This window comes from Caulobacter sp., from assembly GCF_049283275.1.
In the GTDB taxonomy this organism is placed as follows: domain Bacteria; phylum Pseudomonadota; class Alphaproteobacteria; order Caulobacterales; family Caulobacteraceae; genus Caulobacter.
Map to the genome: position 1 here is coordinate 1 of NZ_JBAPVS010000236.1, position 11008 is coordinate 11008.

Annotated in this window: 12 protein-coding genes and 1 pseudogene; 1 reads left to right on the forward strand and 12 read right to left on the reverse strand. The window is 68.8% G+C overall.

The window, feature by feature from the left end; all coding sequences use genetic code 11:
- On the forward strand, nt 1-259 hold a 259-nt coding region (locus WAL33_RS13240; protein WP_422182016.1), incomplete at its 5' end, for a TraB/GumN family protein.
- Between the two features lie 193 nt (nt 260-452).
- Here the strand turns inward: WAL33_RS13240 and WAL33_RS13245 are convergent.
- The 12 genes and pseudogenes from WAL33_RS13245 to WAL33_RS13300 form a co-directional block, all read right to left on the reverse strand.
- Nucleotides 453-1019: a DUF3035 domain-containing protein gene (locus WAL33_RS13245; protein ID WP_422182017.1), complete on the reverse strand. Its 567-nt coding sequence runs from the start codon at nt 1017-1019 to the stop codon at nt 453-455.
- Nucleotides 1020-1271: 252 nt separating this feature from the next.
- Nucleotides 1272-1778, reverse strand: coding sequence for a signal peptidase II (gene lspA, locus WAL33_RS13250; RefSeq protein WP_422182027.1), 507 nt, complete (start codon nt 1776-1778; stop codon nt 1272-1274).
- 15 nt (nt 1779-1793) lie between these two features.
- A pseudogene (locus WAL33_RS13255) lies at nt 1794-1904 on the reverse strand (hypothetical protein); the annotation flags it as partial.
- A 21-nt stretch (nt 1905-1925) separates the two neighbouring features.
- Entirely contained in the window at nt 1926-4910 is a 2985-nt protein-coding gene (ileS, locus tag WAL33_RS13260; protein ID WP_422182018.1) for an isoleucine--tRNA ligase, read from the reverse strand.
- Nucleotides 4911-5176: 266 nt separating this feature from the next.
- Entirely contained in the window at nt 5177-5428 is a 252-nt protein-coding gene (locus tag WAL33_RS13265; protein ID WP_422182019.1) for a hypothetical protein, read from the reverse strand.
- Nucleotides 5429-5599: 171 nt separating this feature from the next.
- The gene (locus WAL33_RS13270; protein ID WP_422182020.1) at nt 5600-5800 is read right to left on the reverse strand and encodes a hypothetical protein; all 201 of its coding nucleotides are present in this window, start codon (nt 5798-5800) and stop codon (nt 5600-5602) included.
- A gap of 91 nt (nt 5801-5891) precedes the next feature.
- Nucleotides 5892-6833 carry a bifunctional riboflavin kinase/FAD synthetase gene (locus WAL33_RS13275; protein WP_422182021.1) on the reverse strand — a complete coding sequence of 314 codons (942 nt, stop codon included), beginning with the start codon at nt 6831-6833 and terminating at the stop codon, nt 5892-5894.
- 10 nt (nt 6834-6843) lie between these two features.
- A complete protein-coding gene (locus WAL33_RS13280) occupies nt 6844-7269 on the reverse strand; it encodes a MaoC family dehydratase (protein ID WP_422182022.1) in 426 nt (141 codons plus the stop codon).
- A 52-nt stretch (nt 7270-7321) separates the two neighbouring features.
- On the reverse strand, nt 7322-8182 hold the full coding sequence (locus WAL33_RS13285) for a TIGR01459 family HAD-type hydrolase (protein WP_422182023.1): 861 nt from the start codon (nt 8180-8182) through the stop codon (nt 7322-7324).
- 255 nt (nt 8183-8437) lie between these two features.
- Complete coding sequence (locus WAL33_RS13290; protein ID WP_422182024.1) at nt 8438-9235, reverse strand: hypothetical protein; 798 nt, start codon at nt 9233-9235, stop codon at nt 8438-8440.
- Between the two features lie 74 nt (nt 9236-9309).
- Complete coding sequence (locus tag WAL33_RS13295; protein WP_422182025.1) at nt 9310-9996, reverse strand: 2OG-Fe(II) oxygenase; 687 nt, start codon at nt 9994-9996, stop codon at nt 9310-9312.
- Complete coding sequence (locus WAL33_RS13300) at nt 9993-10718, reverse strand: methylated-DNA--[protein]-cysteine S-methyltransferase (protein WP_422182026.1); 726 nt, start codon at nt 10716-10718, stop codon at nt 9993-9995. The genes WAL33_RS13295 and WAL33_RS13300 overlap by 4 nt, the downstream gene beginning before the upstream one ends.
- Nucleotides 10719-11008: the final 290 nt, after the last annotated feature.

The following is an 11008-nucleotide window of genomic DNA, read 5'->3' on the forward strand; positions in this document are numbered from 1 at the left end:
CGCCCGGGCCTGGGCGCGCGGCGACGTGCGCGGGGCGATCGCCGGCCCTCGCAACTTCCAGCGCTGCCTGCTGGCCCTGCCGGGCATGGCCGACCTGGAGCGCAGGGGAACGCGAGACGAGGTCGAGGCGCTGAGCGCGGCGATGCGGACGCCGGGGCATGCGGTGGCGGTGTTCGGGATCCGAAGCCTGGTGGCGACGGGCGGGGTTCTGGACCAGATGCGGGCGCGGGGGTTCGAGGTGTCGACGCCGGGGGAGTAGTGGCTCACCCACTTGCCCCCACCTGACCGCTGCGCGGTCTGTCCGCCCCCACAGGGGGCGGAGGACGCGCCTCTTCCCCCTGTGGGGGAAGACGGTCGCGAAGCGACCCGTAGGGGGCAAGTGTTCACCGCACGAAAAAGGCCCGAAGGTTTCCCCTCGGGCCTTTCAAAACTTCAACGGATCAAACCCGGCCCTACAGACCCGGAAGCTTGATCTTGCTGTCCTTCTCGCGGGCGATGACGATCGTGCCGGCGCCGGTCAGTTCCTTGAGGCGGGCCTCTTCGGTGGCGGCGTCGACCGGGGCGACGTCGGCGGCGCCGGTTTCGGCGGCGGTCGGGGCGGCGGTCTTGTCGCCCTTCTTCCAGAACATCACCTTGCTGGCGAAGCTCTCGTCCTTGTGGGCCAGGTCGCCGTTCTCGTCGTCGACGACGAAGCGGATCAGCGGGTCGGCCTTTTCGACGCCGGCCTTGCTGACCAGCAGCTTTTCACCGTCCGAGCGGCCGGCGGCGTTGCTCTGGCCGATCAGGGCCTGGCGGGCGGCGCTTTCGGGCTGCAGCTCCTGCGGACGCGGCTCGCCGGGGGCCGGCGGGCGCAGGCTGTAGTCGGGCGGCACCACCAGCGGCGCCTTGGTGACGACGCGGAATTCGTCAGGAACGACCTTGCTCATGCCCAGCGCCTTGGACGCGGACTGGCAACCGGCGAGGCCCATGGCGGCCACGGAGGCCAGAACGCCCAGGGTCGCGACCCGATAGAAACTCATGAAACCTGCTCCAGCGGCCGCCCCGGGCCGATATTTCGGACGCCCTCGATACGACATCCGAGGCCGGGCGCCAATCTTCCTTGGAAACGTGGCCACGTTAGGGCGGTTTTGTCGGGTCGAGCAGATCGGCCTTCAAGCGCGGTGCGTGGTCCTCGTCCTTCGACAGGCTCAGGATGAGGACCATTTCCTGGCGCAAAGCCTCAGAAAAACCTCATCCTGAGCCTGTCGAAGGACGAGGTTTTCGCCCCCGCCCTACAGCCCATGTCCGTCGGGATTGGCCAGCTTTTTTTCCTCCGACAGGAAGCTGTCCAGCAGCAGCAGGCAGACCCCCACGGTGATGGCCGAGTCGGCGACGTTGAACACCCACGGGAAGTGCATCCGCGAGACGTCGATGAAGTCGACGACATAGCCGAAGCGGATGCGGTCGATCAGGTTGTTGCCGAACGCCCCGCCGATGATCAGGCCGATTCCCGCCGCCATCAGCGGCTTGACCGCCTTCAGCGCCCAGATCGCCAGGCCCACCACCACGACCGCCGAGAAGATCGTCAGCAGCCAGCGGCTGAGCTCCGAGCCGCGGAACAGCCCAAAGCTCATGCCGTAATTATGGACCAGGGTCAGGTGCAGCGGCCCGACCACCGGCTGGCCGGCGCCGGGCGTGGTCCCCAGGGTCGAGAGGATCCAGGCCTTGCTGATCTGGTCCAGCACGACCGTGACGATCGCGATGGCGTAGGCGGCCCAGCCGAGGCGGGTGATCTTCATTTCAGTCCCTAGTCTTCCTTCTCCCATTGCGGGAGAAGGTGGCCTGCGAAGCAGGTCGGATGAGGGGTTTCATCGGCCGCGCCGCGCGACCCCTCATCCGTCGCTGCGCGACACCTTCTCCCGCAAGGGGAGAAGGACGCAACCATCTTAACCGTGCTGGCTGTCCCACCACGCCACAGCTTCCGCGTCGCGAAGGCTAAGCTCGGGATAGCGCGGATCGGTTCCCACCTCGGGCAGGATGCGCCACGAGCGGGCGCACTTCTTGCCCTGGGCCAGCGGAACCTCGACGCCCACGCCCTTGACCTCGTCCAGGGCGAAGGCGCCCGCGGCCGTCCCGGCGACCAGGGTCGCGGCGCTGGTGCGGAACACCTCGGCCGCGTCCAGCCCCTCGAAGGCGGCCAGCAGGTCGGGCTGGGCGATGTGCACCACCGGGGCGGCCTCGAGCGCCGATCCGATCCGCTTGTCGCGGCGCTCGATCTCCAGGGCCGAGGTGACCACCGAGGTCACGGTCTCGACCTTGGCCCACCGCGCGGCCTCGGCGTCGTTGCGCCAGGCGGCCGGCGTTTCCGGCATCACTCGCAGCACGTTCGAACCAGCCTCGGGAAAGCGCGTGGTCCAGGCCTCTTCCATGGTGAAGCTGGTCAGGGGCGACAGCCACACCGTCAGGCGTTCGAACACATAGTCCAGCACCGTGCGATAGGCGCGGCGGCGCAGGGCGGTCGGCGCGTCGCAATAGAGGCTGTCCTTGCGGATGTCGAAGAACAGGCTCGACAGATCCCCCTGGCAGAAGTCGATCAGCGGCCGGATCACGTCGCTGAAGCGATAGGTCTCGTAGGCGGCCTTCACCTGGCCATCCAGCTCCCAAAGGCGGTGCAGGATGTACTTCTCCAGCGGCGGGAAGTCGGCGTAGTTCGTGACCCGCTCGGCCTCGTCGAAACCGGCCAGGGCGCCCAGCAGGTAGCGGGTGGTGTTGCGCAGCTTGCGATAGGCGTCGGTGGTGGTGGCCAGGATCGTCTTGCCGATCCGCTGGTCCTCGGAATAGTCGACCATCGCCGCCCACAGCCGCAGGATCTCGGCGCCGCTCTCCTTGGTGATGGTCTGGGGCTCGACGGTGTTGCCCTTGGACTTGGACATCTTCTCGCCGTTCTCGTCCTGGGTGAACCCGTGGGTCAGGACGCCCTTGTACGGCGCGCGGCCGCGCGTGCCGCAGCTCTCCAGCAGCGAGGATTGGAACCAGCCGCGGTGCTGGTCGCTGCCTTCCAGATAAAGGTCGGCGGGCGAGCGGCTGTCGTTGCGGCCCTCCAGCGTGAAGGCGTGGGTGCTGCCGCTGTCGAACCAGACGTCGAGGATGTCGACGACCTTCTCGTACTGGGCCGGATCGCGGTCGCCCAGGAAATGGCTGTCGGGCAGCTCGAACCAGGCGTCGCTGCCGCCGTCCTGGATGGCGTCCAGGATGCGGCGGTTGACCGTCTCGTCCATCAGCGGAACGCCGGTGTCCTTGTCGACGAACATGGCCAGCGGCGTGCCCCAGGCGCGCTGGCGGCTGATCAGCCAGTCCGGACGGGTCTCGACCATCGACCCGATGCGGTTGCGGCCGGCCTCGGGGTGGAAGGCGGTCTCGGCGATGGCCTGGATGGCCGTCTCGCGCAGGGTCTTGCCGCCCAGGGTCGGGACGGGCTGGTCCATGCGGATGAACCATTGCGGGGTGTTGCGGAAGATCACCGGGGCCTTGGAGCGCCAGCTGTGCGGATAGCTGTGCTCGACGCGGCCGCGCGCCAGCAGGTTTCCGGCCTCGATCAGCTTGTCCATGACCGCGCCGTTCGCCGGACCGAACTTGCCGGCCTTCTTGCCCTCGGTCTCGATGACCTTGAGGCCCGCGAACAGCGGCACGTGTGGGAAATAGGCGCCGTCCGGATCGACGGTGTCGGGGATGGAGTCCAGGGCGTAGCCGCTCTTGAGCCACACCAGGTAGTCGTCGGCGCCGTGGCCCGGGGCGGTGTGGACAAAGCCGGTGCCGGCGTCGTCAGTGACGTGGTCGCCGGCCAGCAGCGGCACGTCGAAGCCGTAGCCCCCCTGGGGATCAGGTTCGAACTGGGCCAGCGGGTGGGCGCAGATCAGGCCCGTCGGGTCGACCGGCTCGGCGCGGCGCCACGACGCGATCTTGGCCGCCTTGCGCACGTCCTCGGCCAGCTTGTCGGCGACGATCAGGCGGTCGCCGACCTTGGACCACGGGGCGAACTCCAGGTTCTCCTCCAGGGCCTCGACCTCGTAGAGGCCGTATTCGACCTTGGGCCCGAAGCTGATCGCCCGGTTGGCCGGGATGGTCCACGGGGTGGTCGTCCAGATCACCACGCTGGCGTCGTTGGGCGGCAGGCGGAAGACGTTGTCGCCGGCGGCGTTGCCCGACAGGGCGTAGCGGTCCTCGTCATAGGCCTTGACCGGGAACTTCACCCACACGGTCGGTGAGACGTGGTCGTGGTACTCGATCTCGGCGTCGGCAAGCGCGGTGCGCTCGACCGGGCTCCACATCACCGGCTTGGAGCCGCGATAGAGCTGGCCGCTGGTGGCGAACTTGTGGAACTCGGCGACGATGGTGGCTTCGCTGCTGTAGTCCATGGTGGCGTAGCGGTTCCACCAGTCGCCCAGCACGCCCAGGCGCTGGAACTCGACCTTCTGGGCCTCGATCCAGCCGGCGGCGTATTCGCGGCAGCGCTTGCGGAACTCGGCGGCGGGCACCTCGTCCTTGCGACGGCCCTTGGCGCGGAACTCTTCCTCGATCTTCCACTCGATCGGCAGGCCGTGGCAGTCCCAGCCCGGCACGTAGTCGACGTCGTAGCCCAGGGCGAAGCGCGAACGGACCACGAAGTCCTTCAGCGTCTTGTTCAGGGCGTGGCCGATGTGGATGGCGCCGTTGGCGTAGGGCGGGCCGTCGTGCAGCACGAACAGCGGGGCGCCGTCGGCCTGGCGCTTGGCGCGCACCGCGCCGTACAGGCCCTTGTCGGACAGGGCCGCCCAGCCTTCCAGGATCTCGGGCTCCTTCTTGGGCAGGCCGCCGCGCATCGGGAACGGGGTGTCGGGAAGGAAGACGGTTTCGCGATAGTCGCGGGCGGTCGTCGTGGCGTCGTCGGCCATGGGAGAGCTATCCAGCGTAGGGGTTCGGAATGGTCAGGTGCGGGTCGTCGTCCCGGCGCGCGCTGGAATCTCGTCCGGCGGCGTCACGCCGGGCGGTTAATTCGCGAGATCTTCCGAACGAAAGGCATGGGCGGGGGATAGCAGAGGCGGAGGGGAGGGGCAAACGAGGAGGTGAGGGGTTCTCTTCAATCAATGCCCCAACGGTTGTCATCCCGAATCTTCGCGCTGAGCGCTTCGTCCGGGATGACAGCCAAAGTTGTTTGCTCCTACCGCCGCGCCAACCCGTCCAGCATCCACAGCGCCGCCAGGGTGCCGAACAGCACCGCCAGGGCCGAGAGCAGGAACATGCGCAGGCCCTGGGCCAGGGCGACGCTGAGGGTGGTCAGGGCGGCCACGGCCCATACGGAGGCGAGGATCTTGGCTTCCAGCGAGGTCAGGATCGGCTTTGGGGGCAGGAGGACACGCGCCGCGCGCCGGGCCTTTCGCCACAGACGCCTTGCTCGAACCCCAAGCTGCACGTGAAATCTCCCTCGCACTGACGCCAAAAGTGTAGGAGCGGCCGCTGGGTGCGTCTATGCGGAAAAATCAACGTTATCCGTATTTTCTCGACACTGAGGCACGCTCTTGCCCGCGTGCGTCTGGGGTCGGTCTTCGCCGCAATGAGCGGGGTTGGGGTTCGGCCCAGGCTCTTAGGCGTCGTCTCGGGCGTCGACCACGGCCTGCATGTGGGTGCGGAAGCCGGGCTCCTGGTGAGTCATCTGCACGAAGGCCTCGGCCAGTTCGGCCCGGGCCGTGTCGAGATTGTAGACGCCTTCCGAATAGCGCAGCAGCACGCAATCGAAATAGCGGTCCATGAGGAGGCGGTCGGCGGCGTTCAGGGAAGTGGCCATGGGCGACGATAGACCTGGGACGATCGCCGCGCCATGCGCTTGATCAAAAATCCTCGGCCGGGGCGGCGCCCCTGATCGGGGGGGCTACGCGTCAGAACGTCGGGCAGACGATCGCCCGGGCCGCCTGTTCGTCTCGCAGGATCTGCTCGACCATCAATTCGATGCTGTCGAACTTCAATTCGGGGCGCAGGAAGGCGATCAAGTCGGTTTCGATGATCTGGCCGTAGAGGTCCTCGTCGAAATCGAACAGCCAGGTCTCCAGCCGGGTCTCGACCTCGCCGGTGGTGGGGTTGTTGCCCAGATTGGCCACGCCCGGCACTTCGCGGCCGTCGGGCAGGCGGGTGCGGGTGGCGTAGACGCCCAGCTTGGGCACCACATAGTCCTCGACCTCGACATTGGCCGTGGGGAAGCCCAGCTGGCGGCCCAGCTGCTGGCCGCGCCGCACCACGCCCTCGATGGCGAACGGCCGGCCCAGGATGCGGGCGGCGCCCTCGGGGTGGCCGTCGCGCAGGGCGTCGCGCACGCCGGTCGACGAGAACTTCTCGCCCTCGCGGTTGGCGACCGGCTCGGCCACCGAAACCGAGAAGCCGTATTCCTGGCCATAGGCCTTCATCAACTCGGCGCTGCCGGAGCGGCCGCGGCCGAACGAGATGTCGAAGCCGACCGCCACATGCTTCACGCCCAGGCCGTGGACGAGGACCTTCTCGACGAACTCGCGGTCGTTGAAGCTGGCCATCTCGAAGTCGAACGGCAGCAGGTACAGCAGGTCCACGCCCAAGGCCTGCAGAGCGCGGGCCTGCTGGGGGTGGGTCATCAGCTTGAAGGCCGGCTCGCTGGGGCGGAACAGCCGGCGCGGGTGCGGATCGAAGGTGACCACGCCGAGCGGGGCCTTGGACTCCCGGGCGGCGTCGGCCGCCTGGGCGATCACCTGCTGGTGGCCGCGATGCACGCCGTCGAAATTGCCCAGGGCGACGCAGGCCCCGCGCTCGGTGTCGGGCAGGTCCTTCCAGCCGTGGATCATCTTCAGGCGCATGCGGACTTCCTTACGCGGCGGCTCTTCTGGGCGCCATGACCACGGCCTCGCCGTCGACCACGGCCTTGCCGCGCACCAGGCAGGTGGTGGCGAACGTCACGCGCGCCTTGGCGTCGTCGATCGCCGTCACCGTGACCCGGGCGGTGACCTCGTCGCCGATCTTGACCGGACGCTTGAAGGCCAGGGACTGCGACAGATAGATCGCGCCGGGGCCGGGCAGGGTGGTTCCCAGCACCGCGGAGATATAGCCGGCCGACAGCATGCCGTGGGCGATGCGCTCGCCGAAATTGGTGGTCGCGGCGTAGGCGGCGTCCAGGTGCACCGGGTTGCTGTCGCCGGTCACGGCGGCGAAGGCGACGAGGTCGGCCTCGGTCACGGTGCGGACCAGTTCGGCCGACTGGCCAACGGCCAGATCCTCGAGAAACAGTTCCTGCATGCGCCCCTCTTTGTTTTTGTGCGTTGCACCAACTTACCGATCAGGGCCGTCTCTACCAGACCAGATCGCCCATGGCGTGGGTTGCGCCCACCTGTTCGGCGGCAAGCAGGCCCTCGACCTTGGTCGGGTCCAGCTTGCCGTCGGGACCGACGGCGGCCGCGCCGTGGATGCCCTTGGCGATGAACAGGCAGGCCAGGCCCTGGTCGTGGGCGCCCTTGACGTCGGTGATCACCCCGTCGCCGATGCACAGCACCCGCGCGCGGTCGACCGGACCGCCCTTCAGGGCTTCGGCTTCCGCCAGGGCCAGGTCGTAGATCGGCTTGTAGGGCTTGCCGGCCATCAGCACCTGGCCGCCCAGCGTCTCATAGAGGTCGGCCAGGGAGCCGCCGCAATAGATCAGCCGCGCACCGCGCTGCACCACCCGGTCGGGATTGGCGCAGATCAGGGTCAGGCCGCGCTCGGCGGCGATCGCCAGGCGGTCGGTGTAGTCGGCGGGGACCTCGTTCTCGTCGTCGACCATGCCGGTGACGGCGACGAAGGCCGCGCTTTCGGGACCGGCGGTCTCCAGGCCCAGGCCCTCATAGAGCGTGAAGTCGCGCTCGGGGCCGACGATCCAGGCCGGGCCGGGCGCGCGGGCGGCCAGCAGGGTGCGGGTGGCGTCGCCCGAGGTGACGAAGGCGCTCCACGCTTCGCGCGGCACGCCCAGCCGGTCCAGCTGCTCGACCACGGCCTCCGACGGGCGCGGGGAGTTGGAGATCAGGATCACCGGCCCGTGGTGGGCCCGCCACTCGACCAGGGCCTGGCAGGCCTGCGGGAAGCTCTCGACCCCGTTGTGGATGACGCCCCAGACGTCGCACAGCAGGACGTCGTAGCGGTCGGCGAGGGCGGATAGGCCAGGGGGCAGATCGGTCATGGACAGGGGCGGTACCGGGCGGAGACGGACGCGTCAACGCTAGCGCATGTAGGGACGCGGGGCGGCGGAGGCGAGGGGACCTGCAGGGTGGGCGATCAAACCCGTCACCAGGGTTGGCGAAGCTCGCCCAAAGTAAGCATCTTTGAAATTCAATCCTTAGATGATCTGGCGGTCGCCTGGGCCTCGTCCGCTGGATCTCGCATCACACGCGGAGCGGCGCGGGCCGGTTGCCTTCCGGACGTGGGCGAAACCCTTCTAAGCCAGGGTGTTGGCGATCAGGCCCTGGGTGTAGCCGGTCTTCGCGCCGGAGGACGGCGAAACGTCGCCTACGACCTTCCTGGCTTCCGGCGAGAGGTCGACACGGTCCTTGATGTCCTGGCGGGTGCCGAACAGCAGAGCAATCTGGTCGGCCCAGGCGGTGTCCTGCTGGCCCGATTGCAGCAGCTTCAGGGCCTTTTGCATCTGGGTGTTCTGGGCGGCGGCGGGATCTTCCTCGGCCGGTCGGTTGTCCTCGACGTACTTGCTGAGCTTGTAGGCCGCCGCCTTGACCGTGCGGTAGTTGTCGACGTCGGTATAGGGCTTTGAGCCCCCCAGCATCGCGGCGTTGAGCGAGGTCGTGAAGATGATCTTCTGGTCGGCGCTCGAAAAGGAGTCGAAGGCCCGGACCTGATCCAGGATGCTCTCGGCCGATCCGCGATGCCGAATGGACTCGAACTTGGCCATGAAGTTGGCCTGGGTTTCCTGGACCTTCTTGCCCATGGGCGTCTCGAACATGGCCTTGCCGACCGAGACGCTGCCTTCGTGGCTCATGCCCTTCATTTCGCCGCGCACGATCATCTCGTGAAGGCCGTTATAGGCGTCCAGCTGTTCGTCGGCGGTGAACTTGCCGCTGGTGTCGTTCAGCATGGAGCTGAACTGGTCGATACGGTCTTTGTTCTGGGCGTAGGGCGACGCCGCGGCTTCGGTCTGGGCGCTCGCGGCGGTCGGGTCGGCGGTCGGGCTCGCGACGGGAGCCGCCACGGGCGGGGCGATGACCGGCTGGGTGATTTCCAAGTCGATGCTCCGAAACGAACCGTCGCGGGATTCTGCGGGATACGCCTTAACGTTGTATTGCCGACGCTGTGTCCTCACGTCGCGTCGTGGAAGATCACGCCCAGCACCCGCCGACGCCCCGAGCGCACCGTGCTGACCCCATGGCGCAGCACGCGGCGGTGGACGCCGCGTGTCCCCGTCGCCGGGCGCTCGCGGACGGCGAAGATCACGCCCTCGCCCTGTTTCAGCGGCACGACCTGGGGCCGCGACTGCTGGCGGGGGCGTTGCTCGACCAGCACGAACTCGCCGCCTTCGAACTCGCGGCCCGGCTCGTCCAGCAGGAAGGCGGCCTGCAGCGGGAACACGTGCTCGCCATAGAGATCCTGGTGCAGGCAGTTGTAGTCGCCTGGGCCGTAGGTCAGCAGCAGCGGCGTGGGCCGCGTCTGGCCCGCCGCGTGGCAGCGGGCCAGCATGTCGTCCAGGTCCTCCGGGAAGCGCCGGTCTTCGCCCAGCACCTGCGCCCAGCGGTTGGCGACGTCCGCCAGCGGACCGTACAGCCCCTGGCGCAGCCGCTGCACCGGGTCGGGCAGGGGATAGCTGAAGTACTTGTACTCGCCTTGACCGAAGCCGTGGCGAGCCATCACCACCCGGCTGCGAAAGCCGGCCTCCTGGTCGTAGAGGCCGGCGATCCGCCGGCAGGTCTCGGGCTTGAGCAGCGGCCCGGTCAGGGCCCAGCCCTGGGCGTCGAGGTCGGCTTTGAGGCGGGTCCAGTCCAGGCTCATGCGGCCTCGCGGGCCAAGAGCGCACGCTTGCGCTCGACGCCCCAGCGATAGCCCGACAGTCCGCCGTCGGCCCGCACCACCCGGTGGCAGGGGGTGATCACCGCCAGCGGATTGGCCCCGCAGGCCTGGGCCACGGCCCGGGCGGCGGTGGGTCGGCCGATGGCGCGGGCGACCTCGGCGTAGGAGGCGGTGGTCCCGGCGGGAATGGTCCGCAGCGCCGCCCAGACCTGGCGTTGGAGCGGCGTGCCCTGGACGTCCAGCGGCAGCTCCAGGGCGGCGCCGCGGCCCTCGATCTCGGCCGTCACCGCCCGCAGGTCGGCGGCCAGGCCGTCCTGATCGGGCGTCAGCCGGGCCGAGCGGAAGCGGCGCTCCAGGTCGCGGACCAGGGCGGCCTGATCGTCGCCCAGGGTCACCAGCCGCAGGCCGGCGGCGGAGCGGGCGACCAGGGCCAGACCCAGGCTCGTGGGGACCGTGGCCCATCGCAGGGTCTCGCGCGGCTGGTCGGGCTTGCAGCGCAGGCAGGCGCGGAAGCCGGCGGCGCGGGCGCTCTCCTTCGTGTCGTGGAACGCGACGTTCTTGCGCAGCGGCCGCCCGGCGCAGCTGGCCAGGCAGTAGACCCCGGTGGTGCGCACGGCGATGAAGAAGGCGCCGTCGAGATCGCGGTCGCGGCGGCGCATGGCCTCCCAGCGCGCGTCGTCGGTGGTGGGAATGGAAGCGGTCATGGGTCGGTCTCCTTTCGTGAGAAGGAGCATGCGCGCCATGACCTGGGACGTCATTCCGATGCTTGCTGCGCCGATCGCGTTGCTGACACTCGGCGTCACGGCGCGAATTCCTCGTCCCCCAAGCGCTAGACCCTAGGCGGTCCGCAGATCAGGTCGACGGCGGCGGTGATCGTGGCCTCCAGCTGCTCACGCGTCTCGCCGGCCCGGGCGCGGACCGACAGGGCGTTCATCATCAGGCTGGCCAGCCGGGCCAGGCTGGCGTGGTCGGCGCCGGGCGGCAGGTCGCTGGC

Bases quoted from the DNA above. Each gene is read 5' to 3' on its own strand.
- WAL33_RS13285 (WP_422182023.1), bottom strand. From the start codon at position 8,182: ATGACCGATCTGCCCCCTGGCCTATCCGCCCTCGCCGACCGCTACGAC.
- WAL33_RS13300 (WP_422182026.1), bottom strand. From the start codon at position 10,718: ATGACCGCTTCCATTCCCACCACCGACGACGCGCGCTGGGAGGCCATG.
- WAL33_RS13275 (WP_422182021.1), bottom strand. From the start codon at position 6,833: ATGCGCCTGAAGATGATCCACGGCTGGAAGGACCTGCCCGACACCGAG.
- WAL33_RS13280 (WP_422182022.1), bottom strand. From the start codon at position 7,269: ATGCAGGAACTGTTTCTCGAGGATCTGGCCGTTGGCCAGTCGGCCGAA.
- WAL33_RS13245 (WP_422182017.1), bottom strand. From the start codon at position 1,019: ATGAGTTTCTATCGGGTCGCGACCCTGGGCGTTCTGGCCTCCGTGGCC.
- WAL33_RS13270 (WP_422182020.1), bottom strand. From the start codon at position 5,800: ATGGCCACTTCCCTGAACGCCGCCGACCGCCTCCTCATGGACCGCTAT.
- ileS (WP_422182018.1), bottom strand. From the start codon at position 4,910: ATGGCCGACGACGCCACGACGACCGCCCGCGACTATCGCGAAACCGTC.
- WAL33_RS13295 (WP_422182025.1), bottom strand. From the start codon at position 9,996: ATGAGCCTGGACTGGACCCGCCTCAAAGCCGACCTCGACGCCCAGGGC.
- lspA (WP_422182027.1), bottom strand. From the start codon at position 1,778: ATGAAGATCACCCGCCTCGGCTGGGCCGCCTACGCCATCGCGATCGTC.